Genomic DNA, 23,931 nt, shown 5'->3' on the forward strand with positions numbered 1-23,931 from the left:
CAAGGTGATTTTTTGTATAACTTTCGTTGCCGCACCCGCATAGCGGGTGGTTTTATGATTCGCGACTATGTCGCGAACCAGTCTAAAGACAATAATAAAGAAGAGCCTGCATTGCAGGCTCTTTTATTATCCAAAGATTTCTTCTAGTAGTGCGTCGTCGATGATGGTACCAACGTAGAAGTCGCTGAAGATGCCGTATTTTGCACTGGCTACTTCAAAGCGCATATCATATACGATTTTTTTGAATTGGATGTCGTCGTTACTGAAGATGGTAATACCCCATTCCCAGTCATCTAAGCCACAGCCACCTGTGGTGAATTCAGATAAAACGTCCAAGTATGTTTTACCAAGTTCACCGTGAGACTTCATCAAGGCTCCGCGTTCTTGCGGTGGTAGCATGAACCAATTATCATCACCTTCGCGTTTTTTACTCATATTATAGAAACAGATATATTTATCGCGAGGTACGTGAGGATATAGTTTTTGGTTAACTTCCTCTGTATCAAGTTTAGCCTTAACATAGGTGCTTACTTCTGTTACAGATGTATAAGAGTATGTTTGTACTAATACGCTTGCAATGGCAAGGCGGCGGAATTTGCGTTCTACTTGCGCCAAGTATTCAAGGGATGGACCAAGAATCCATAGGATTAAGTCCCCTTTTGCTCCATTACAATCATAGAATGCATAACTTCCTTCTTTAGCTTGATGTTTAGCTTCAAGGTCTGCTAAGAATGCTTTTAATTCATTGCGCGCTGCTGCTTTTTCATCCTCTGTGAAGCAGTTCCATGCGCTGAAATCCATGGCGAATACCATGTGTTGGCTATGCCAACCTTCTACTGTAGGGATTGCTTTTCCCATTATGATCACTCCTATCTACGGTGATTATATCAAAATAATAATGTATCTATATAACTAAGGAAATCAAAAGACTCCACTTACTATTATAGCATATAGAGTCTTTTCAATTTAGTTTCTATTGAGATTTTTTATTAGTACATTCTTTAGTTAAGACTAAACTTCTACTTTTATGCTGAGGATAATCCTATAGCTCTTAATACTATACTAACTCTTTTAAGCAAGTCACTATTTTACTTGTCATTCACAAGTTTTTCTACCAGTTCTTTTGCTTGTTTTACACCATCAGGGATTCCAATGCCATCAAAGGGCGTACCAATGAGGTGTAAATTGGGATAATGCTCTGCCACATGTTCACGAACAGCTTTAATGCCTGCGCGATGGCCTACATTATATTGAGGCATACAGTGAATGAGGCGATTGATGCGCACCCACTCTGGTTTGACAGAGAAACCCATGATATGTTGAATTTCTTTGACTGCCAATTCTGAAAGTTCCTCTTCGCTGAGTCGTTCTACCACGTCATTGCCAGGCTTACCGATAAAGACGCGCAATACCACCTTATCATCTGGCGTTGTTTGAGGCCATTTTTGATTAAGAATAGTACATGCTGTAAGAGGCGTATCTGTGTTTCTAGTAATGAGCAAACCCGATCCCTTGAGATCACCATCAAAGGTGCTTTTATCAAAAGACATAATAGCAATGGCACAGCTAGATTGCTCCATAGAACGCAAGAAGTCAAAACCCTGATCATCCTTAAACCATTGTGTATACGTTGCCGGCGGCGTACTGATAATCACATGATCTGCCATAGATTGACAACCACAAGAATTGTTATACTGATTGGCCACATCGATTGCGTACATGCCTTCAACATATCGAATATCCGAAACTAGTGTACCTGTATGCAAGTGTACATTACTAGGCATAGCCTCAACAATAGCGGTAATCACGCTTTCAAGGCCGCCTGTCAATTGACGAAACATGCCGGATTGAGCCGCTGTTCCCTTCCGACTTTCCATATCCGTTTGCGCCTTAGCAGACTGATGATTTGAACTAGTCTTTGTTATATGGTTAGAACTGCTTGCACTATTACTAGCAAAATTAGCTTGACTAGACTTTGCTTCGTGGCTTTCAAATTGACGGTCTGTCATAGTACCTTTACCAGCACGAGGCACATCGCCTTCTGCTACAGCATCTTTAGCTGCTTTAGAGACACCTGCTTTGGAATGACTCATCTTAGCAGCCATCATACCTTTCACCATGTTCCCATATTTTTGTTCTACTTGAATGAAATGAGGGAATGTCGACAATAGACTAATTTTATAAATATCCCCACCATAAATACCCGCTAATAGGGGCTCGATGAGTTTATCCATCATTTCTTGACCTAAGTGGTATTTAAAGAAATGACCAATGGATACATCACCATTTTCATCGAGTTGGTATGGTTTCTTAAAATAGTCTAAGCCAGCGCGCAATTTACCATGCCAAGAAATGAGCGTTGCTTTCACAAAGGGCATCATTTCCGTAGGAATGCCCATGATAGAGCCACCTGGAATAGGATGGATAGAACCCTTATCATATACAAAGGCTTGGCCTGTTTCATTAGACACAAGGGTATCCCCTAGTCCAAGATCATGCACGAGATCTGTCATTTCTGTTTTACGACCCAAATAGGAGTCTGGACCGAGTTCTACAACGAAGTTATCAACTCGTTGCGTTTGTATTTTCCCACCGAAGCGTGGGGCTTGTTCGTAAAGAGTAATGGTCCATTCTGGCTTTACATGACCTAGATAATAAGCCGCTGTTAGCCCTGTTAAGCCACCGCCCACAATTGTTACGTTCACGAATGAATCCTTTCTATTATTGCACTCGCCATTGCTTGTAAAAATATTTCATTACAATTTGGCATGGGTGCACGCATATATGTTGCGCCCTTTGCTTCAACGAGTTCTTTACACTCCACATCATTATCGTACAATACCTCAACGTGATTGCTTACAAATCCAAATGGTACAAAAACAATGCGATCAACACCAGTTTGTAAGGCTTCGTTGATAGCATCCTCTACAGTAGGGCCCAACCATTGTCCATGAGGAGCTGCACTTTGCCACGCCACAGTCCATTTCGGTAATTTACAATGTTCAGCAATCTCTTTGGCGCTTTCCTCTAAAGCTAACGCATACGAATCGCCACCATGATTATTGATAAGAGGTATACTGTGAGCACTAAAAATAACAAATAAATCTTTATTAATATTCACACAATTTGAAACTGCTTTTACCCAGTATTCCTTGAAAGTTGGTTGATCCCACCATGAACGGATAAAGTCGAATGTCACATTATCATAATTTGAAATAGCTGCTTGTACTTGTTTTTCATAAGCTCCAGTACCGAGAGCGGTGAAGAATGGAGCCGTTACAATAGCGATAATATGCTCCACTCCTTGCTGGACTAAGGAGTCAACTGCATCTGCAATGGACGGTTTCATGTGTAAAAAACCAATAGCGGAAGGCATAGTCAACAACAGAGTAAGCAAGGTTCTATATTGGCACTCTGCCATAGTTTGAAGTTCAACATTTTCCCATTGACCGATTGTATCATAACGCTTAGTAAGATTAGCAATCTCTTCTTTCGTTGGTACACGGCCACGACGAATGCTCGTCATATAGGGTACTAAATCATCCTTACTTAAAGGGCTACCATAAGACAGGAATAATAATCCTTTTTTTTCTACTTTCACTAATTTACCTCTCTTGAGCCCAAATTTCACGACTACGTTCATGCACATAGTCCGTTAGCCAATGGAGTTTTTGAGGATCTGCCTCGGGGAATACGCCATGACCTAAATTAAAGATATGGCGACCATAGCGAACTCCTTCGAGCAAAATACGATCTACTTCGTGAGCCAATGTTTTTTCGTCTCCGAACAGATACGCTGGATCTAAGTTACCTTGCACGGTTTGCGTTACACCCCGTTCATTCGCCATAACAATGGAACTACGCCAATCAAGGGCAATGACGTCTAATGGCAAATGAGACCAAATAGACACCAAATGGTCAGTGCCAACGCCATTCATCGCTATAGGTAAATGAGGATATTTAGCTTTTACAGCCTTAATGATTCGTTCCATATGAGGGTAAATCCCTTGTTTATACTGATCTGCATTAACAGCCCCTACCCAAGAGTCGAAGATTTGAAGTGCATTGGCACCCGCTTCGGCTTGCATGGATAAGTACGCAATGGACATGTCCGCCAGTTTAGTCATCAATGCATTCCACACATGAGGAGCACCGATGAGCATGCCACGAGTCTTATTGTAGTTCTTCGTTGGTCCCCCTTCGATAAGGTAGGATGCAATCGTAAACGGCGCACCGCAAAAACCAATGAGTGGCACGTCGAGCATGCCAGATGTTAAGAGTGTAATCGTTTTACCGATATACTCTACCTTGGTAGGATCAAAGGAATCTAGAGCCTCTACATCAGCCATAGAACGGATAGGCGTGCTAAACACAGGACCCACACCGGCCTTGAGCTCAACATTTACATTCATAGCCACCATTGGGCTCATGATATCTTTGTAAAGGATAGCCGCATCAACGCCGTATTCCTTAACAGGTAATTCCGTAACACGAGCACATAACTCGGGCTCTTTTGTAATTTCAAATAATGAATATTTCTCTTTGATTTTGCGATATTCCGCTTGGCTACGACCAGCTTGACGCATATACCACACAGGCGTTACACCAGGGTTCTTCCCTTGGATCATGTCCAAATAAGCTGTGTTCAAGTACTCAACCCCTTTCGTTCTAAATGTATACTAACACACTATGGTAACTAAAACAGTTACTTTGGTTACAATCACACACAACAATGCCATTAATATTCCCTGTGAAAGCTTGTAGCGACCACAGGGATTATTTCATTACCTCGTTGATATCTATTTAATCTAATTAGTCTTTAATTCAACTAGTCTTTAATTCCAGTCCGAAATTAATTTAGCTACGACTTAGTCTATGGCAATCGATGCCCATAATAGATTGAGCCATATCATATACGGAGCGTTGACAGGTAAAGAGCCAAATCTGTTGATTCTTTCCAAGCTCAGCCAACAGTTCCAAGGCACTACGTTGACGATTTTCGTCAAAACGCACCAAAATATCGTCCAAGATAATCGGCAAGGACTCCACTTGATAAGAGAATACCTTAGCTAGGGCGAGACGCAAGGCCAAGTACACTTGATCAGCTAAGCCACTAGACCAAAATTTAAGTTCTAGTCGTTCCCCATTATTGTTGATAAGTGCTACCCCTTTATTAATACCTAGAATATCAAGCGTATACCTCTCACCAGTTAGTTTTTCAACATAAGAGGAGGCAAGCTCTAACATATGAGGTTGTTTTTCTTGTTCATACGATTGTTGAGCCTTATCCATACAATGGCTTATCAATACTTGTGTAGCCCAATCTTCGAGAGCAGACTCTAATTCACTTTGTAAAGCCTCTCGTTCTTGCAACATTTGGTGTTGCTCCTGGTCAGATCCAAGTGTACGCATTGCTTCAACTATTTGACCACGGCGTTCGTACAAGGTAGCCAATTTATCTTCAATAGAGGCTATTTCACGCTCAGAGTGAGCCAATTCATCTAACCAGTTATCTTTGTTGCCTTCTCGCAAACGACGATAGAACAAGTCTTTATTCTCCGCGTCAGGAGCAAGCAAATCAAGCTGCACTTGACTTTGCTTGTAGATGGTTTGCCACTGTTTATATTGGTCCTCATCGATAAGATGTTGACGATACTCGTTGGAACTTTCCATACCCGCTTTATGGAGCAGTTCTTGTTGACGAAGGAGTAGCTCTTTTTCCTTACGATGCCAATTATCATATTCATTACGGAAGCTTTTACGTTGTGCTTCCTTTTGTTCCCATACAATCTTATTTTGTTGGAAGTTCTTATATTGGTTATAAATGCGTTTTAGCTCTGTTGGAGATACTGGTGCCTCTATCCCAAGGTTATACCACAAAGCCATCGCTTGGTCTTCAATAATACGTAGACCTTCTTTATGCTCCGCTAAACGCTTTTCATAGCCTTCTATAGTACGTAGTTGCTCATGATATTGATCATATTCATGTTTGAGGCCAAAGAAATCATCTTCATCGAGACTCTTAGCCGCCCCTTGCGGTAACCAGTTTTGCCATGCTGCGAGGGCTTCATCGTAAATGCCTTGTAATGTATGACCTTCTTGAATCCAACGTTCAAGATGTGCCGCCCCTTCTAAGGATGGTACAGGACTCACTGTAGGTGTAGCAGCCTTGATCAAAGCCTCTAGCTGATGCTCTACATCAGATTTATGGGAGGATAAAATTTGTAACTCATAGTTTAATTTAGATACATCCGAGTTACCATTATGAAGCCTCCAGGTAGCATACCAGAATAGCCCCATAGATAGAATCAAGAAAATAAAGCCACCTATAGTATATAATGCCGATTCAAGAACCAACAGGCCTGCTAATACTACCAATACAGCTATAACAGCACCTATACCACTAATGCGTTGTAGCCATTTTGGCAGAATTGTAGGCTGTGCAGCTGAACCAGAACTATTCCGTCTAGCCTCTACTCGATCTATATCCATTAAGATACGATCTAATTCACGTTCTAAATATTCTTTTTTAGCTAATTCTTCTTCACTAAAGTTAGGTAAGGATGCCCCTTCAAGGTTCGCTTTCGGCACCTCATCGGTAGCCTCTGCAGGTTTGCGGTCTTGCCAATGTAAAAGTTGTTCTTTTGCGGTGCGCAAACGACTTGCCAAACGTTCTCCATCAAACCAATTGATGTCTTCTGCCATTGGCTCATCGTGACGCCACGCAGAATGTAGGGTGCGTGAAAACTCCAATTGTTCTCTAACCTTACGGATATACGCATCGCCTTCCTCGCACTCACGGCGTAATTGCTCCCATTTAGCACCTTGTTGAATAAGGTCTTCAATATCTTGACCGTAAGTTCCAAATGGGCTATCAGGACTAAAGTTAGCCGGCATCAATGCCGCTTCCTTTTCCTGCCATAATTGCATATTGTCACGAGCCCGTTTAATTTCTTCATCAAGGCGAAGAAACTCATCACGACTCAAAGCGAGCTCACTATTGTACTGCTGCATGTGCATACGTGCCTCTTCACTGCGACGATACGTATCCCATGCACGCAATACTACATCGATACCATCCCGATATTCCTTCCATTCTTTCAACTGATTTTGCAATTCCATTTCGGTTTGCTCCGTACTGTGAAAGACGGTTTGTAATTCCACATATTGCGCTTCATGCTCCGCCAACTGACTCAGCTTTTGTCGATTTTCTTTAAGCTCATCCATCAATACATTGATACGACGTTTACCATTCGAGGATGCTACAAGTAGGTCTGTAGCCCCTTTTTCAACATTCTTAACAGCTCCACCTAAGTGTTCTCCCCCTTCGGCGCCAAAGAATCGAGAACGAACCTCTACCTCTTGTAATACATCAAGTCCTTGTAGGTCGTCTAATGTTAGCGCAAATATGCGGTTATATGTTTTTTTATCGATGCCATGCCACCAATATTGAGCCGGCTCTTCATGGATAGCAGGATTACCAGGACTGTAAAAGTCTAACTGCTTACCCTTACGACCGATATAGTAGCTTTCACCATTACGGTCCACATCAAGGGCCCCCGTCATAGGGCCATAAACCTTATGAGTACCGCCAAATAACAAGGTGCGCATCCCTTCGAGCAAGGATGTTTTACCACTTTCATTAGGACCATACATGAGTTGAACCCCATTATCACCCGTGGTGAAAGACCAGTCGCGATACGGGCCAAATTCATCAAATCGTATGCGTTTAATGTTCATCATTAGCCCCCATCAATACAGTAACACCTTCAATTTCACAACGTTTTAAAGCTCGTGCCAATAATTCATCACTTAATAAATCGGCATATGCGCCTAAGCGCTTAAATTCAGGACGATCAGCCATGATTTGGCGCGCAGTCTGTATCGCATCCCCATCTACCATATCATCATAAGCACGCAAATAATCACCTACTACATCTGTTAATAGACGTCGTTCAACTAGATTAATACTAGGTCTTGTATTAGAAGTGATACGGTAAGGCATAACAAATATAGATTTGCCTTTCTCTTCATTTTGAGACTCTTGCAACCATAGTTTTCGAATCCCCTCTTGCGTACATAGGCGATGTAGAGGTCCTGTACCGGACACAACGATGGATAGCAAGATGTTTTTCTTATGCTGCTTTCGCAAATTTTCTTTTTTACGGCGCAAAATCTCTAAGAAATCCGTTTCATTTTGCATGCCAGCAATATCGATTTTGATTTCCTCAAATCGGACAGCGCAGGTATCGATAAATCGCAAATCACAATGACCATTATGTGATACAGATACAATATAACATCCCTTAGGTCCATGTTCTTTACGATGCAAGCCTTGCGGATTACCAGCATAAACTACGAGAGGTTCCTCGCTAAGAACTTGAGATTTATGAATATGGCCCAATGCCCAATAATCCATAGCGGCCTCTGTTAAATCAGTTAAATTACAAGGTCCTGTTACATTATGGTTTTCAGAGCCTACACTAGAACCTACAGTACCATGCATGACAGCAAGGGAAAACTCATCCCGTTCAAAAGCTCTGTATTGACGAGCATAGTTGTCACTTTCATTACCATGACCACAACTAATACCATATACGCCACCAATTTCTATATTGTTAACGATGAGCGGAAAACGTTGTACCTGTTCACTAGAAAATATATGGACATTATCTGGCATCTGCAGTTGCGCCTTCCAGCTTTCAGCAGGATCATGGTTACCTTGTACCATATAGACATCAATACGATGCTCCGCCAAGCGATACATGGCGCGCACAAAACGGACTTGAGCCTCTAAATTATGGTCTTCACTATTATAAATATCACCAGCTATTACGACAGCATGAACATGTTCTGTAATAGCAGTATCAATAATTTTATCTAAGGCTACATAGGTTGCTTCACTTACGGCGCGATCAACAGCGCTGCTAATACCTGTAGCATATTGAAAGGGTGCCCCTAAATGCAGATCACCACAGTGTATAAATCGAAACGGCTGCATCTATATCCACTCCTCCATTAATATTCTTATTATAGTTATATATAGTAATTACAATAGTTTATTATACTACAAAACCTTAAAGATAAGTTAAAAATAACTATCATTTAGCATCAAAACAATATAGTTAAACTAAACTTCTCTTAACTATTAATAAATATAAATTATAAGATAAGCACATTTTCTTTCATCATAAGAGATAAATCATAATATGTTATTATTTTTGTTAACCAATTCACGCATTAAGTTGACAATTTATACGCGAACGTTTACAATCAAATTGTCAATATATTATGTTTTTATTAAGTTAACAATTTCCTGGAGGCTATTATGGCTTTGCCTATAGATCAACAACCATCCCAAGTGGGTACATACGAAAAAATACTTACCATTGCAAACCGCATCATGAACGGCGGCGAAATTACAAAAGAAGAAGCAATCGAGCTAATTCATACTTCAGATGATGATACTATGATTCTACTCGCTATGGCTGATAAAATTCGCCAACATTTCAATGATAATTCTGTAGATGTATGCGCCATTGTTAATGCTCGATCCGGCAAATGTCCTGAAAACTGTAAATTCTGTGCTCAATCCGCACACCACAACACAGGCGTTCAGGAGTATCCTTTCATGGATGAAGAAAGCATTCTCCAAGCAGCACGTAAAGCTAAAAAGGCTGGTGCCATTCGTTTTTCCATCGTAACAAGTGGTCGTAATACTAATAACCCTGATGAATTTGATCAAATCATCCACGTATTAGGCCGTATCAAAAACGAAATTGGCCTTGAAATCTGCTGTTCTCTTGGGTTGTTAACTTACGAACAAGCACTCAAATTAAAAGAAGTTGGTGTTACTCGATACCACTCCAATATCGAAACGGCACCTAGTCACTTCCCAGATATTTGTACTACACATTCCTACGAAGATAAAATGTTTACCATAGATAATGCACAAAAAGCAGGCATCCGTGTTTGCTCTGGTGGCATTCTTGGCCTTAACGAAACATTAGAACAACGCGTAGAAATGGCGTTCGAACTTAAACGTTTACATATTGACTCCGTGCCATTAAACATTTTGAATCCTGTTAAAGGGACTCCATTTGAAAGCAACGAAGCTTTACGTCCATTGGATATCTTACGTACCTTCGCCGTATTCCGTTTCATCTTGCCAAATGCATTGATTCGTACTGCAGGCGGTCGCGAAGTAAATCTACGGGACTTACAAGCTTATGCTCTAAAAGGTGGCCTAAACGGTATCATGGTTGGTGGCTACTTAACCACTGGCGGTCGTTCACCTCAAGACGATCTCCAAATGATTCAAGACTTGGAGTTGACTCGCAATACAGCTCAAGTCTAAAAACCTCATATATACCATTCTCCATATCTAGAGGATGTAGTATATAAATTATTCCCTAATGCTTTATAAATATTTTACACATAAAAAGAACCATCTAGTTTGCTGTACTAGATGGTTCTTTTATTTCCATAATAAAATGTAAATGGCTTGACCATTTGTGTTACCCGCAATGGGCTCAGGATTCTCATTAAATTCTACATTCTCATACGGCGTCCCGTCTGACATGTACGCATCTACCTTCAATGTTTCCATGGTTCGATTATATCTACTGATATAAACTTTATATCGCAATTCGTCGCCACCCAGTTCATTAACTCGCAGCCACAAAAGTGCATCGTAATCACTCTTCTGTACACTGTCATTGTCAATAAATAATTGGTTTCCTGATGCATCTGGTCCAACATAGTACCAGTCCGTTGCGTTAGTAGTCCCCCCTATACTGAGTAGCCACAAAAGTGTTAATATGGTGAATATTTTACTCATATGACTGCCCCTCTCATGCTATCGAGCTGTATATTTTATAAAAGCTTAATGTGGATAAACCTTTATAAAATATACAACTTCTCCTTTATATAATACCAAAATTGTCCCATATTTATCAACAATAATTAAAATTAATTACCATGTTTTTTACAAATATAAGAAACTTAAAGAAATTTATTAAATTTCTTCATTTTTAACTCATTTACCCTTCCTATAATGATAATGTCAAATGATAGACAAAGGTAACAATTCCCTGGTTACCGTACGTGTATTTATCTCCCGACAAGTAATACTAACCCCAAACCTACTACTTGTTTAAATACATGTTTCATTTGATATTAATACTAACACTCCCCTTACATGAAAAAAGGACTCTATATAGAGTCCTTTTTTCGTTGCTTCATAAACTTATACATATTGTTAAGTCTATATACATATTACCATAAGGGTTAATAGTAAAGGGTTTGTAAGAACTCACGAATTAACAAGTAACACTATACTCTTATATAAAGAAAAAAGCTCAAAAGCTTAAGGAAATACGATAACCATTACGCTTTTGAGCGTTTCTTATTATAAACTATAATTTACTAATTACTATTTTACTTCAGCCCAACCTAAAGCAGCGCGTTTTTCATCGATATCTGCCAAGATTTTCTCAGCTACTTTAGCAGGATCTGTATTAACATACATAACAGAACCTAAGATGTCTTTAGTGTCCTCTTTCAACCATTTTGTTACAGCATCAGAGCCTTGTGTAGGTGGTTCAACGCAGTGGTAAGAGTTAATACCCATTAGGCGGAAGCCAAGGGATGCATCGATACCTTTTTCGTTAGACCATTCAGGACTAGACATAGCAAATGGCAATTGAGGTAAGTTAAGGCCAAGTTCTGCAGCAATACCGCCGAAGATACCAGAGGAACGCGCATTATCTACACATTCACCCACATGCCATACTGGTGGTTGATCATCGCCCAAGAACTCTTGCAATGCAGGGCTACATTTCTTGTTAGCATCTGTATTACAATAGCCAAGTTTCATCAATGGGAAAGATGCACAACCGTTTGTAAGGATGATACAGCCATTTTTAATAAGTGTATCAACAATATCTACAGTTGCCTTTTCATAGATAACACGAGGGTTAGAACAACCTACTACGTTAACGATACCGCGAACTTTACCAGATTTTAAAGCCTCTGCCAATGGTTTGAAGGAACCATAATGTTTAACAGTGGATTCTGGAGAGAAGCCAACTTCTGCTGTGATTTCGTATGGCGGAATGAATACAGGCATACCTTTACGCAATTCATGCGCTTCAAGAGCACGATCCAAAATTTTGCGAGCCAAATCTTTTGTTTCAGCCAAGTTAGTGTGATGATGATCGTAGCCGATGTGTTCAGCACCTGGTAAACGAGCTGCATCAGATGTAGTGATAACCTTTGTGTTGAAGCAACGTGCTACGTCCATGATAGCAGGATATACGTCTTGTACGTCAGCTACCCAGCAATCGAGTGCGCCTGTACCAAGTACGAGCTCAGCGCCGATAGCATTACACAATGGAATAACATTTTCATAGCGGTACATACTGGATAAGCCAGAGCAGCAAATACCATAGAATTGAATACCTTTAGCTCCGATAGCTTTTGCTTTTTCTAAATACTCTTCGGACGCACCAATCTTACAAATTTGAGAAACCAATGTTGGCAAGTGACCATGAACAGCGATGTTAACATACCCTTTTTTCAAGGCTCCAATGTTAACTTTGGATGTACGGCGACCGCCTTGACCGAATAATGCATCAGTAGCGATATCTGCGGCCACTACGCCTGTGAATGTGAACGCAAGACCACAACGTAAGAATTGTTTCATGTTGCTTTCCCAATCGCCATCTGTACCTACGGTTGTACGATGATATGCATCAAAGGCTTCATTGTATGCGGAAACAGGCAAGATATCCAAGTTTTTCCAAACTTCGCGACGCTCTGCAGGAGCCATAGCTGTAATTGTTTTATATTCACCTGGCAATGCACGGCTCAAATCTTCGAGCAATACATCTGCTAAATCATTAGCCACTTCTTTCAAGGAACGACCTTCTTCAGGGATGTTGAAAGCCTTACATACAGTACGGATTTTTTCTTCCCCTAAAATTGGAATGTCCAATTGGTCATTAGCAGCAGCTTTCAAAGAAATCAAGATTTCACGAGCATGTGCACCATGTTGAGTCAAACCACCTGCAGCAGCACGTGTCATATTACGAGCTACGATGAGGTCAGCATCCGCACCGCAGACACCACGAGGACTCTTAGGTGTAATTTTACAAGGGCCCATGAAACAGATACGACAACATATACCAGCAATACCAAATGTACATTGTGGTTGTTGTTTATCAAAGCGGTCAAATACCGTATCACAACCGATTTGCTCCATACGAAGAATCATTTCACGCACAGCAGGATCTGGTGTTTGTTCAATTACATCTTGTTTTGTAGGCCATGTTTTACGATACTCAGCAACAGCTTTCATGTAGTCATTTACACCATGTTCATGAGGTACCCCTGGTTCATGAGTGTGTGGCACCCATTTATCCGTCGGAAGAGCCTTTGCATGACTATGGTCGTGACCATGATCATCATGACCGCCACAGTGGCAATGATGTTCATGATTATGGTCGTGACCATGTTGTTCACCATGATTGTGTTCATGGGTATTTTTATTTTCCACATCTTTACTCATTTGAAACCTCCTAGGGGCCTACATAGGCCAACCAATAAAAACAAAAAACATATTCTACTTTTAATTCACTTTAAATCCACTACAATGATGGGTTTTAAGTCCTATCTCCTAAATATGTTTTAAATCACTTTAAGTATATTTTCTGAAAAGACATTTGTCAATTAAAATTTGAGAAATTTTTGACGCATCTATATCTAAGAATATGATAATTACTATATTTATTAAATTCGATTTTTTCAGTTTCTTTTCATAAATAAAAAGAGACTAATTCCTAAACTTTACAGGAATTAGTCTCTTTATTTTATTGATTAATTGATTGATTTACGTATTAATTTATGTATTAATTATTAATTTATTAATATGATCCTCCCCTCAGGATATGCCACCTAAATATCTTTATACCTATGCACTACAAAAATTGCTGCATGATATGTGCTACTTCAGATAAATGGAAACGTTTTGCCCGATCAGACCTTGCCACAAGAACTAATTGGCGGAAACAAAGTTTCGATGCAAGAGGATAGAATTTAACCTTATCGTCATCCCCCTTGCTATTGAGCGTGCTCGGCAAGAATGTAATACCATAATCATCTTCTACCAAGGACCGGCATGAATCTAAAGTTTCAGCGCCAATTACGGCTTTTGGCACAAAGGATTCCGCTTGACACAGACGGTTTACCAACGTCCGCAATTTGAGTCCCTCTCTTAGCAAAATAAACGGAAATGCTCCAAAGGGTGCAATTTCTCGAATTCCATCATTAGTCATGAGAGAATCTGCAATATCTATGGCCTTCTTGTTTTCCACACTAATGGCCAATAAAATCTGTTCATCTAAAACGGGATAACTTTCAAGGTCCTGAGAATAAATCGGCGTTGGAAATAATCCTACATCTACTAAGCCATCACAAATTTGCTGTTCCAAAAAGTGAGATTCTCCCTCTACAACATGGAACTCCCAAGTAGGTTCAATCTGTTGAAAGCTTTTCAATGTTTTCCCGAGCATATGATGTCCATAAAATTGAGACAAGCCGATACGCACATGATAGGCTACATCTGTGCCTTGATTAATGATAGATTGCGTTAAAGCCTCCGCCTTTAAAACTAACGGCATGCCCTCTTTTGCAATTTGTAACGCCGCAGCCGTTGGCACGACTTTTGTACGATCACGAACAAACAACGTAACTCCTAGCTCTGCTTCAATGCGACGAATTCCCTGACTCAACGCCGGCTGAGAAATATATAACTTTTTAGATGCCTTAGAAAATGATGCCATCTCAACGATGGTACTAATATATTTAATGTCTTTTATGTCCATATACGAGTCCTTATAACTATGTACATATACAAGTCTTATAATAAAACATTATTTCTATTATAACTATATATTACTAAAATATACGTTACATATACATGGGGAAAATAAAAAAATACCAAGAAATTTAGTGCCTTACAAACCTAAATTTCTTGGTATGTCTTATAAGTTAAACGAACTACATATAGTATGCGGTAAAACCGCATTCTATTACAGCCCTTTTTAATTTTTAGATTACATTAAAGATTTAAGTACATCCAATACTTCTTGAGGTAATTCGTTTTTATGACCTTTAAGTTTTTCTACATAATCATAGCGGAACTCAAAAGCTTGGTGCAATTGGTGATGATACTCGCGTACTTCGAATGGAGGTTCAAAACCAGGAACCTCTACATAAGAAAGATTTTCGTATTCACAGAACGGTTTAAATTCTAATGTACCTTCTACTAAACGCTCTAACAAATCGAGAGTAACTTCTTTAGGAATTTTATTTTCCAAGAAGAAGCCGGTGTTCATGATATAGCACTCTACACCACATTTAGAGAATAATTTTTTATAACTTTCATAGTCACGAACCAATGGATATGTACGGAATGGATTTGCATATGGTTCGATAACAAGCGCATTTGGATCGACGTGAGCATCAAGTTTTTCTGCTGTAGAACGACGAGTCGCAAGGGTTGCCCCCATTGTAGAAGCCAATACAGGATCGGAAATCTTAAGGATTGGTGGCAATGTTTTATCTTTCATAAGCCATACTATGGCATTAACAGGTTCACCTACGTAGTTTACGCGGTTATCTGTCCAGAATTGAGATTTAATAGCACGACCATTGCTGTTTCGCACATCTTCGGCCAGTACAACCTTACGTCCATCCTCATCCATCGTTACACCTACATTTTGTAGCGTCAACAAGAATTCGTTAGCAGGATGTTCCACAGGATAATCTTGCATTTTATCGAAGTACGTAGGTTCAAGAGCAATAGAACTCAAATCCTCAGTATTGATGATATATGCATCGTCATGCAGGATAGAGATATCATAACGACCATCATGTTTTTCATGAGTCAATGTGGATTTACCGGAACCAGATAAACCGAATACACCGATAGTGTAAGATTTACCACCTTCAAGGTTGTAACGTTTCATGCCACCGTGGCAAGCAACATAGTCGAAACGATTTGCCAAGGACCACGCAAGTGTAAGTGTACCTTTTTTATGCTCTCCAAAGTAGCGCATACCAAGAATCATAGCACAGTTATGCGCAGGGTCAAAAATAGCAAGACCGCCTGGATGACCTGGTACAACATAGTCAGGATCAGAGTAAATATAGATGTCGCCTTCTGGGATCTCTACACTGTCATTGTAGAATTCTTTTACAGCTGCATCAAAGAACTTGAAGTTCATGAGCCAAGAATACAAAATAGACGCGTGATCTTTTGGAATCATCAAATGAGCACGAGCTGTGAATTTTTTATCAAGACCAACGATAGATTCTGCAGAAATCCACTCTTTATTGCGGCTATCATACACAGCATCACGTGCAATATTCGCGAGTTCAACTTCATCGATGCCCTCGTCTCCAATAATACGACGAGCTTTAGCATAACGACCTGTAGTTTTACCATCATTTGTAACAAGGACCTTTGCATCAGCTGGCAAACCTTGTTCTAATGGTTTAAATACTGGCATATCGAGGACGATAACACCTGGCTCTTCAGAGGCTAGTTGATACGCTTGTGCCACAGATGTTACAGGAGTTACATTGTTCCCATAGAATGCAGTTTCAATTGTACTGCGCATCATAGAAAATAATGGATTTGTTTTGATTTCACTTTGCTTCCAAACGCGTCTTGTAGACATAGTATCTAGATCCTCACCTTTTAATATATTAGTAATTTCTCTTGTAAAAGTAATGTTGTACATGAAAACACTGCTTAGGCAAATACTTTCATTATTTTCTATTTTACCCTGTTCAATCAAATTTGTATACATAAAACAGATGATTTATAGGAAATTATTGTATGTTTATTTTAAATTAGTGCAACACATTTGGCCAGATAAAAGAGACGAGGTCCAAAGTCCTCGTCTCTTTTCAAGGTTTAAAAGTACAATTATTTCTTATCTTTATTGATAAATGCATCGATTTTGCTAATTAGATCATCTACCTCAAAATCGCCGCGTTCTGCCATCATCTTGATTGTTGCCACCTTAGCCATTACTTTTACCATAGGTGTTTTTAATTTCTCAAATTTAGGATTTAAAGAAATCAAATGATCTACAATATCCGGGCATTGTTTAATTAGATTTGACAATGTTGTTTTTGCATCGATATGGAATCGACCATTTGCATCAGTTGTTAATGGTTCTTCTTCTACCTCTTCTGCTGCCTCTTGAGCCAAGGATTTTTCTTTACCACCATCGCCTACAAAATCAGTTTTATCCCAAGTCAACAATGTACGGGAACCCTCCAGTTCACGGATATGAGTACAGTCTTGCATCATTTCCAATACGCCGCGGAATTTACCATTTTCATCGCGTACTGCGGTGTAGATAACATAGATGAACAAGCCTGGTTTATTGATCCAGAATTCCGCTTGGCTTTGTTCGCCAGAACGGAACTTCTCTACGATTTCTTCTACTATATGAACAGATTTTGCTGGGTGACAATTCTTCACCTCACGGCCGATAACGTTCGCACTGCGAGGGAAAATACGATGTGCCGTATCGCTGTAGAACTTAACTAGTTCATTTTCATCTACATAGGATAAATCTACCGGTAAATGACGGAACAACAAATTAATTTGCTCTAATGTCAATTTACCCGTTGCTACATCGAGGACTGCGTCCTTACCAACGGGCGCACCACCAACAGGACCTACATATTTAGATAGCAAGCCGGCTAAATCATTTAAGAACTCGTTAGATACAGCACCACCTTGAGCTGAATTATTGCCATTCAATTGTGCCGCAGAATCATTGATACCTGGCACTACATATAAGCCTGGCGCATTGATGATAGCATAACCAATTTCATGGTCATTTTTACTCATCCGCACAAACTCTTCGTCACTCAACAATTTATAAGACGTTGGCAATAAGACTTCTAGTTCTTTAGAATTCAAATCCCGTAATTTCGCCAAAGTTTCTGGTACGGACGCTAGGAATTCTTCATACTTATCTTCCCGAAGCAATGCATAGGATGCAGAGATAGCATCGCGCACAGCATCATCAAAGGTCCACATAATGCGCGTTGGACGGTCAAAGCCGTGGTCCTCAAGCATTGGATACAATTGATTTTGCTTACGAGACAGATGTGTTCTCCACTCTGCTAAGGAATCAAAAACGCCGAGCCACGGATTTTTGATAAACTTCTCTTGCTTTAATAACTCATCCGCTTCTAGTGCTACCTTCTCAACAGCGTTAATTTCTTCCAAGTATGCCCATAACGGATGATTTTCAGGGTACTCATTTTCGGCACGCACCAAAACGCCATCAAATAATTCTAAGAGATCATCCATTTTCTCTAGGATTTCTTCGTCCTTGTAAACACCTTTCAAGCTTTGCTCTGCATAGGCAAATTCATCAGGTGTACAAGTGCCTAATTTTTCTTTTAAAATGCGATTGCCCTCTTCTAAGGACAATTTACCATCCAAATAATCTTCTTTAATGGACACGATAATTCTGTAACGTTCATTATTAATATCTAGCTTTTGTTTTAATGGATTCATATGCTTATACCTCCACGGGCTAATTTATTATTACAGTTTTATTATATCATTTTGAAAGTAATTTTCAGTTGCTACAGATACAATTTTGATTAATTTTTAACATTTACGAATCCAATATTATGAAAATGAATAACCTTACTTTATTTTTTAGAATATTTTGGCATGCAAAAACTGCACCTCGAAATTGTGTCCAATTTTTTGGGTGCAGTTCTGTATGAGTGATTTTGATTAGTTTTTAAAATCAATATATTCAGTTTTAGAAGATGCTACAGGTTTACCATTGGAATCTGTAGCAGGACTAAATCTCCATTTAGAAATAGTATCTACAATAGCCGCATCAAGAGCACTAGAGCCACTAGATGAAACAACTTCAACGTCCCCTACAGAACCATCTTCCTTGATGGTAAAACGTATATCCGCACCATGAGCTGCTTCACCATAGGCAGCGAGCAGTGCTCGGTCAATAGGTGGTGTAGCTATAGCTACTGGTGGGTCGTATGGAGCTGCCAACACAGAAGCTACCATACTCATTACAAACAATGAACTTAATATAATACAACGCAACACTTTATTCATCGTTTTCTCCTTATTTAGCTTTCACAGCTTGCTTAGGCAGAGTAATTGTCATCCCAATAATGGATTCGTGTGCCTTTTGATCTGTGCCAATAGCAGGTGTGAATTTCCACTGTAAAATTGCTTTTTTTACTGCTTCGTCAACTGGAGCATAGCCAGAAGAACGCTCAACGAAAACATTTTTAACATTACCTTTTTTATCAATCAAGAAGCGTACGCGCATATCAGGCGCTACCGTAGCGGTTTTAGGAATCTCAGGCAACTCAGGTTTTACAATAGTAACCTCACGTGGAGATTCTAAAAACTTCGCCGCATCGGCTGTATAATCACTTACCATGCCAAAAGATGCAACAAGTACACCTGCAGCAGCGTATCGGAATAATTTATTCATAAGAAGCCTCCTTATTAACCTTTTGTCTATGCATAATATCATACTAAATAAAGATGAATATTAAAAGAATAAATTCTTATTGATAAAATTTCTCATTTATGATATATTGAATTCAAGATAACTGTCCGGACTCACATATCTAGTTGATATGACAAAAAACTACACAAAGGAGGTTCATCATGAGACGTAGAAAGCGTATTCAAATGAAGGTCATGATGGTACTTGGTATTGTTGCCCTCGTTGGGCCTAACCATCTACAAGCACTTATTCCCTAGATTATTTTGACCTTAGCAGAAGACCGTATAACTGCCACTAGCCGCTACGTTAGTAGCGGCTAGTTTTCCGTTTAAATTCAGAGAGATATTTTCCTTCTTCAAATTATTTCATTATTAGAACAAAATATGTCCCTCAAACAAAGTCATTAATGTTTTTAAATTTAGTATCTATAAAAAGGAGACTTATTATGAAATTTAATCGAATTTTATTAGTCGTCGTATCATTAGCACTTATAGTATTTGCCCTTGCAGGCTGCGGAAAAGACACAGCCCAAGATAGTCAGAAAAAACTTAATGTCGTAGCTACAACGACGATGTTAACGGATTTAGTAAAAGAAATCGGCGGTGACCATGTAACCGTTCAAGGTCTCATGGGCCCAGGTGTAGACCCTCACCTATATCAAGCGAGTGCAGGCGATGTAACAGCTATGTCTAAGGCGGATGTTGTAGTATACAACGGCATTCACTTGGAAGGTAAAATGGGCTCCATTTTCGATAATCTAACAAAGCAAAATAAAGCGACCATCCGCGTATCTGATGCCATTGATCCATCTACATTGCTCGACTTTGACGAAGAAGATGGTGTAAAAACAAAAGACCCTCATATTTGGTTTGACGTTGCTAACTGGAAGCTGGCAGCAAAAGCAGTATACGAAGGTCTTGCTAAAGCCGATCCGGCTCATAAAGAAGATTACAAAAAACGCTATGACGCATATCTTACTAAGTTAGATGAAACTGATGCGTACGTTAAAGCTCAAGCAGAATCTATTCCGAAAGAATCTCGCGTACTTGTAACAGCTCATGATGCATTCCAATACTTCGCTCGCGCATACGGCTTTGAAGTAAAAGGTTTGCAAGGTGTAAGCACTGCTACAGAAGCAGGCACACAAGATGTGAATGAACTGGTTCAATATATCGTAGACCACAAAATTAAAGCGATTTTCGTAGAGTCTTCTGTACCACATAAAACAATTGAAGCCGTTCAAGAAGCAGCTAAGGCTAAAGGCTGGAATGTTGCCATCGGTGGCGAATTATATTCCGACTCTCTCGGTTCTGAAGGTACTGAGGGTGGCACATATATCGGTATGGTGAAAGCTAATATTGATACAATTACCAAAGCACTTAAATAATCATTTATTAGAATTTCTTAATTGAATACAACAAAGTAAATTTACTTATACTAAATTAGATTGACTTAAGTTTACTTTATTATTGTAAGTACATGTGCTACTAGCAATTCACAGCCAGTAGCACGCATTAATACAAGGAGGTTTCCATGGAATGGGCCGTTGAAGTTGAAGATATGACCGTAGCATATACGACAAAACCCGTATTATGGGACGTAGATATGAAGGTACCCATCGGTTCCTTAGCGGCCATTGTCGGCCCTAATGGTGCCGGTAAATCTACATTATTAAAGGCCATGCTCGGCCTACTAACAGTTATCTCAGGAAGTGTAAAATTTTATATAGATCACCACTTAGCGATGGACAAAAACGATTACAAGAAAATCGCCTACGTCCCTCAAAGTGGTAGCGTAGACTGGGACTTCCCTACCACCGTACTAGATGTAGTACTCATGGGTCGTTATGGTCATCTAGGTTGGTTTAAGCGTCCTAGCAAAAAGGATAAGGAACTCGCCCTCTCCATGATAGAAAAAATGGGCATGAGCGACTATGTGGATCGACAAATTCGCCAGCTTTCAGGGGGACAACAACAGCGCGTCTTCCTCGCAAGAGCCCTCGTCCAAGAGGCAGATATTTACCTCATGGACGAACCGTTCAAGGGCGTCGATAAAACCACAGAGCATGCTATTATTTCTCTTTTACAAGAAATGAAAGCTCGCGGCAAAACGGTTATCGTCGTCCACCACGATTTAAATACGGTGCCCCAATATTTCGATTGGGTAACGATGGTGAACAAACAAACTGTCGCCTATGGTCCTGTAGCAGATACGTTTACGGACGAAGCTATTGAGCGCACCTACGGCAAGGGGAGGATTGTATGACCATATTCCAATCCTATACGACGCAGATGGTACTGCTCGGCACGGCGTTATTAGGCCTCGCTAGCGGTATCGCTGGCACCTTTGCGGTACTTCGCAAGGAAAGCCTCATCGGTGACGGCCTATCGCATGCGGCACTGCCCGGTGTGGTCATTGCCTTCTTGCTGACAGGCATCAAGGACATCGAGGTTCTCATCGCCGGTGCCGCACTTTCATCGATAACTGCGGCTTGGCTCATTACCATCACCGTAGAAAACAGCAAAATCAAATTTGATGGCGCTTTAGCCACCATACTCTCCGCCTTCTTTGGGCTCGGTATGGTATTGCTCACCTATGTACAAAGCTTAAACAATGCTGGTCAGGCGGGGCTTTCAAAATTCATATTTGGACAGGCAGCCACCATATTGGCGCGTGACGTGTACATCACATCTGCAGCGGCACTCATCATCATCGTGTTAACCGCATTATTCTGGAAGGAGTTAAAGCTCATCTCCTTCGATGTGGAATACGCCGAAACACTACAAATTCCCGTCACTTTCACCCTTATTTTATATCGTTCACTATTGATCATGACCATCATCATCGGCATTCAATCGGTAGGGGCTATCTTGATTAGCTCCCTCCTCATTGCACCCGCCGTCGGGGCAAGACAGTGGACGAACAAACTGGGCACCATGTGTATATTAGCAGGATGTTTCGGCATGATATCCGCCATCGGCGGTACTATCTGGAGTACAGCGGTCCCCAAATTACCGACAGGTCCAGCTATCATCGTCATTTTATCGATTCTCGTATTATTGAGTCTCATCTTTGCTCCTAACAGAGGTATGCTCTGGCAGTTCCGTAAAAATAGACGGTCAAAGCACGCATTATTGTTAGAAACCACAAGGACTCCCAAATCCAAGGCACAGCAAAGTATTTACATAGCAGAGGACGCACAACCTCGCATAGGAGGTGCCCCATGACAGTTCATACAGAGATATTGCTCATTGCCATTGCGGTGTCCATCGCATGTGCCATCCCTGGGGTCTTCCTCGTATTACGTCGCATGTCCATGATGGCCGATGCCATTACACACACCGTATTCCTCGGCATCGTGCTAGCCTTCTTTATAACGGAAGATTTAAACTCTCCATTTCTACTCGTCGGGGCTACCTTAGTTGGTGTAGGCACCGTATGGCTTACAGAAATGATACATAATACGGGGCTTGTCAACGAAGATGCGTCTATCGGCATCATCTTCCCGCTTCTATTCTCTATCGCCATCATTCTAGTCAGCCTATACAGTGGTAACGCTCATCTCGATGTAGATACCGCATTACTCGGCGAAATAGCCTTTGCCCCCTTTGATCGATGGATTGTGAACGGCACAGACTTGGGGCCTATATCGCTATGGATTTCCCTAGGCGTGGCGCTCATCAATTTAATTTTAGTCATGCTATTCTACAAGGAATTGCAACTCTCCACCTTTGACCCGCTACTAGCGGGGCTCTTCGGCTTTATGCCAGCCCTCATCCACTATGTACTCATGACCATGGTATCCCTCACCGTTGTGGCCTCGTTCCAAGCGGTAGGTGCCATTCTCGTCATCGGTCTCATGATAGGACCTGCAGCCATCGCTTATTTATGGACGGACTCTGTGAAAGCCATGCTTAATAGTAGTATCATCATCGGTATTATCTGTGCTGTCATCGGTACAGAAGTCGCTTTCACCATGGACGTATCCATCGCGGGTTCCATTGCAACTACCATCGGTATCGCACTGATTATCGCTGTTATCGCAACACCGAAGACTGGCTATATCGCCACATACCGCCGTCAACGTCATTTGCGTCGCCATTATCGGGAAACGATGATGCTATGCCATATTTATACTCATATGGATACGCCTATCGCGCACGTTGAAAACGGCATCGGTACCATTCATGAGCATTTGAACTGGAGGCCTGATTATACTCATCAAGCTGCTTCACAGCTAAAGAAACAAGGTCTATTATATGTGACAAATGGACACTACGTGCTTACTGATAAGGGTATAGCACAGGTTAAAGAGATTATTTAAATACAATACCAC

18 protein-coding genes are annotated in these 23,931 nt (G+C 40.5%); 5 read left to right on the forward strand and 13 right to left on the reverse strand.

The features are described 5' to 3' along the window. Nucleotides 1–126 precede the first annotated feature (126 nt). From hemQ to KH286_RS03935, 6 genes are all read right to left on the reverse strand, one after another. Nucleotides 127–858, reverse strand: a complete 732-nt coding sequence (hemQ, locus tag KH286_RS03910) for a hydrogen peroxide-dependent heme synthase (protein ID WP_039965396.1) — start codon at nucleotides 856–858, stop codon at nucleotides 127–129. Nucleotides 859–1,088: 230 nt separating this feature from the next. Beyond that, on the reverse strand, nucleotides 1,089–2,705 hold the full coding sequence (gene hemG / locus KH286_RS03915; RefSeq protein WP_278617628.1) for a protoporphyrinogen oxidase: 1,617 nt from the start codon (nucleotides 2,703–2,705) through the stop codon (nucleotides 1,089–1,091). Then, entirely contained in the window at nucleotides 2,702–3,601 is a 900-nt protein-coding gene (gene hemH, locus KH286_RS03920) for a ferrochelatase (RefSeq protein ID WP_221741400.1), read from the reverse strand. Before hemH ends, hemG begins: the two co-directional genes overlap by 4 nt. A gap of 4 nt (nucleotides 3,602–3,605) precedes the next feature. Next, nucleotides 3,606–4,649, reverse strand: coding sequence for a uroporphyrinogen decarboxylase (gene hemE, locus KH286_RS03925; RefSeq protein WP_123138387.1), 1,044 nt, complete (start codon nucleotides 4,647–4,649; stop codon nucleotides 3,606–3,608). A 208-nt stretch (nucleotides 4,650–4,857) separates the two neighbouring features. Continuing rightward, nucleotides 4,858–7,740: an ATP-binding protein gene (locus tag KH286_RS03930; protein WP_341458848.1), complete on the reverse strand. Its 2,883-nt coding sequence runs from the start codon at nucleotides 7,738–7,740 to the stop codon at nucleotides 4,858–4,860. Beyond that, on the reverse strand, nucleotides 7,730–9,001 hold the full coding sequence (locus KH286_RS03935) for a metallophosphoesterase family protein (RefSeq protein ID WP_278617630.1): 1,272 nt from the start codon (nucleotides 8,999–9,001) through the stop codon (nucleotides 7,730–7,732). The genes KH286_RS03930 and KH286_RS03935 overlap by 11 nt, the downstream gene beginning before the upstream one ends. A 327-nt stretch (nucleotides 9,002–9,328) precedes the next feature. Between KH286_RS03935 and bioB the strand changes: the two genes are divergently transcribed. Beyond that, nucleotides 9,329–10,357 carry a biotin synthase BioB gene (gene bioB, locus KH286_RS03940; RefSeq protein WP_077708013.1) on the forward strand — a complete coding sequence of 343 codons (1,029 nt, stop codon included), beginning with the start codon at nucleotides 9,329–9,331 and terminating at the stop codon, nucleotides 10,355–10,357. 120 nt (nucleotides 10,358–10,477) lie between these two features. Here bioB and KH286_RS03945 read toward each other — a convergent pair whose 3' ends face one another. The 7 genes from KH286_RS03945 to KH286_RS03975 all read right to left on the reverse strand — a co-directional run bounded on the left by KH286_RS03945 (nucleotide 10,478) and on the right by KH286_RS03975 (nucleotide 19,577). Next, complete coding sequence (locus KH286_RS03945) at nucleotides 10,478–10,840, reverse strand: hypothetical protein (RefSeq protein WP_008603073.1); 363 nt, start codon at nucleotides 10,838–10,840, stop codon at nucleotides 10,478–10,480. 594 nt (nucleotides 10,841–11,434) lie between these two features. After that, nucleotides 11,435–13,570: an anaerobic carbon-monoxide dehydrogenase catalytic subunit gene (cooS, locus tag KH286_RS03950; RefSeq protein WP_278467046.1), complete on the reverse strand. Its 2,136-nt coding sequence runs from the start codon at nucleotides 13,568–13,570 to the stop codon at nucleotides 11,435–11,437. 409 nt (nucleotides 13,571–13,979) lie between these two features. Further along, entirely contained in the window at nucleotides 13,980–14,885 is a 906-nt protein-coding gene (locus tag KH286_RS03955; protein WP_278617631.1) for a LysR family transcriptional regulator, read from the reverse strand. Nucleotides 14,886–15,116: 231 nt separating this feature from the next. Continuing rightward, the gene (locus tag KH286_RS03960; RefSeq protein ID WP_008715251.1) at nucleotides 15,117–16,745 is read right to left on the reverse strand and encodes a phosphoenolpyruvate carboxykinase (ATP); all 1,629 of its coding nucleotides are present in this window, start codon (nucleotides 16,743–16,745) and stop codon (nucleotides 15,117–15,119) included. A 251-nt stretch (nucleotides 16,746–16,996) separates the two neighbouring features. Then, on the reverse strand, nucleotides 16,997–18,613 hold the full coding sequence (locus KH286_RS03965) for a PAS domain-containing protein (RefSeq protein WP_156697094.1): 1,617 nt from the start codon (nucleotides 18,611–18,613) through the stop codon (nucleotides 16,997–16,999). A gap of 228 nt (nucleotides 18,614–18,841) precedes the next feature. Continuing rightward, nucleotides 18,842–19,189 (reverse strand): energy transducer TonB, encoded by a 348-nt coding sequence (locus KH286_RS03970; protein ID WP_004697914.1) that lies wholly within the window; start codon nucleotides 19,187–19,189, stop codon nucleotides 18,842–18,844. A gap of 10 nt (nucleotides 19,190–19,199) precedes the next feature. Continuing rightward, on the reverse strand, nucleotides 19,200–19,577 hold the full coding sequence (locus KH286_RS03975; RefSeq protein WP_004694057.1) for an energy transducer TonB: 378 nt from the start codon (nucleotides 19,575–19,577) through the stop codon (nucleotides 19,200–19,202). Between the two features lie 463 nt (nucleotides 19,578–20,040). Here KH286_RS03975 and KH286_RS03980 point away from each other — a divergent pair, with 463 nt between their 5' ends. From KH286_RS03980 to KH286_RS03995, 4 genes are all read left to right on the forward strand, one after another. Next, a complete protein-coding gene (locus KH286_RS03980; protein ID WP_004694058.1) occupies nucleotides 20,041–20,982 on the forward strand; it encodes a metal ABC transporter solute-binding protein, Zn/Mn family in 942 nt (313 codons plus the stop codon). Between the two features lie 146 nt (nucleotides 20,983–21,128). Further along, nucleotides 21,129–21,860, forward strand: a complete 732-nt coding sequence (locus KH286_RS03985) for a metal ABC transporter ATP-binding protein (protein WP_004697906.1) — start codon at nucleotides 21,129–21,131, stop codon at nucleotides 21,858–21,860. After that, nucleotides 21,857–22,822: a metal ABC transporter permease gene (locus tag KH286_RS03990; protein WP_278617632.1), complete on the forward strand. Its 966-nt coding sequence runs from the start codon at nucleotides 21,857–21,859 to the stop codon at nucleotides 22,820–22,822. The genes KH286_RS03985 and KH286_RS03990 overlap by 4 nt, the downstream gene beginning before the upstream one ends. After that, nucleotides 22,819–23,919: a metal ABC transporter permease gene (locus KH286_RS03995; protein ID WP_278617633.1), complete on the forward strand. Its 1,101-nt coding sequence runs from the start codon at nucleotides 22,819–22,821 to the stop codon at nucleotides 23,917–23,919. Before KH286_RS03990 ends, KH286_RS03995 begins: the two co-directional genes overlap by 4 nt. Nucleotides 23,920–23,931: the final 12 nt, after the last annotated feature.

This window comes from Veillonella parvula (assembly GCF_018378075.1).
In the GTDB taxonomy this organism is placed as follows: Bacteria; Bacillota; Negativicutes; order Veillonellales; family Veillonellaceae; genus Veillonella; species Veillonella parvula_K.

Coding starts and splice junctions, on each gene's coding strand:
- hemQ (WP_039965396.1), bottom strand. CDS start 858: ATGGGAAAAGCAATCCCTACAGTAGAAGGTTGGCATAGCCAACACATG.
- KH286_RS03930 (WP_341458848.1), bottom strand. CDS start 7,740: ATGAACATTAAACGCATACGATTTGATGAATTTGGCCCGTATCGCGAC.
- KH286_RS03935 (WP_278617630.1), bottom strand. CDS start 9,001: ATGCAGCCGTTTCGATTTATACACTGTGGTGATCTGCATTTAGGGGCA.
- bioB (WP_077708013.1), top strand. CDS start 9,329: ATGGCTTTGCCTATAGATCAACAACCATCCCAAGTGGGTACATACGAA.
- KH286_RS03945 (WP_008603073.1), bottom strand. CDS start 10,840: ATGAGTAAAATATTCACCATATTAACACTTTTGTGGCTACTCAGTATA.
- cooS (WP_278467046.1), bottom strand. CDS start 13,570: ATGAGTAAAGATGTGGAAAATAAAAATACCCATGAACACAATCATGGT.
- KH286_RS03955 (WP_278617631.1), bottom strand. CDS start 14,885: ATGGACATAAAAGACATTAAATATATTAGTACCATCGTTGAGATGGCA.
- KH286_RS03960 (WP_008715251.1), bottom strand. CDS start 16,745: ATGTCTACAAGACGCGTTTGGAAGCAAAGTGAAATCAAAACAAATCCA.
- KH286_RS03965 (WP_156697094.1), bottom strand. CDS start 18,613: ATGAATCCATTAAAACAAAAGCTAGATATTAATAATGAACGTTACAGA.
- KH286_RS03970 (WP_004697914.1), bottom strand. CDS start 19,189: ATGAATAAAGTGTTGCGTTGTATTATATTAAGTTCATTGTTTGTAATG.
- KH286_RS03975 (WP_004694057.1), bottom strand. CDS start 19,577: ATGAATAAATTATTCCGATACGCTGCTGCAGGTGTACTTGTTGCATCT.
- KH286_RS03980 (WP_004694058.1), top strand. CDS start 20,041: ATGAAATTTAATCGAATTTTATTAGTCGTCGTATCATTAGCACTTATA.
- KH286_RS03985 (WP_004697906.1), top strand. CDS start 21,129: ATGGAATGGGCCGTTGAAGTTGAAGATATGACCGTAGCATATACGACA.
- KH286_RS03990 (WP_278617632.1), top strand. CDS start 21,857: ATGACCATATTCCAATCCTATACGACGCAGATGGTACTGCTCGGCACG.
- KH286_RS03995 (WP_278617633.1), top strand. CDS start 22,819: ATGACAGTTCATACAGAGATATTGCTCATTGCCATTGCGGTGTCCATC.